Here is a 455-nt window from a genome sequence, read left to right as displayed (position 1 = left end):
AACAACATGCTGTCGATCATCCGCGCCAGGCGTTCATACTCCTCCTGATTGGACACCAGCAGCGCGTGATAGGCCTCGGCATCGCGATCCTTGTGCAACAGCTGCTGGGTCTGGCCCATGAGATTGCCGAGCGGCGTGCGCATTTCGTGGGCCAGGTCCTCGCTGAAGCGCGACAGCCGCGCGAAACCCTGTTCCAACCGGTTGAGCATCTGGTTCAGCGCGGCACGCAGCGGTTCCAGTTCGCTCGGCATCGCCGATTCGTCCAGGCGCAAGTGCAGATGCTGCACATCGATCGCCAGCGCCTGGCGCGTGAGATGCCGTACGGGACGTAGCGCGCGCCGGCTGATCAGCCAACCGAGCACTGACGCCAGCAGCGCACCGAGGCTCAGCGCCCACCACAGCTTCACACGGTAGGCGGCGAGCATCTGTTCGCGCTCGACGAGCATGCGCCCGGC

The 455-nt window shown here is 65.1% G+C and carries 1 protein-coding gene; it reads right to left on the bottom strand.

Going from position 1 to position 455, the window contains the following annotated elements:
* Positions 1-455: HAMP domain-containing protein (locus LO50_RS22960; RefSeq protein ID WP_044316477.1), on the bottom strand; the 455-nt coding region annotated here is incomplete at both ends.

Origin of the sequence: Stutzerimonas stutzeri, assembly GCF_000935215.1 — a bacterium.
Lineage (GTDB): Bacteria > Pseudomonadota > Gammaproteobacteria > Pseudomonadales > Pseudomonadaceae > Stutzerimonas.
Note: the sequence above shows the minus strand (reverse complement) of the source record. Positions and strands in the feature narration are given on the sequence as shown.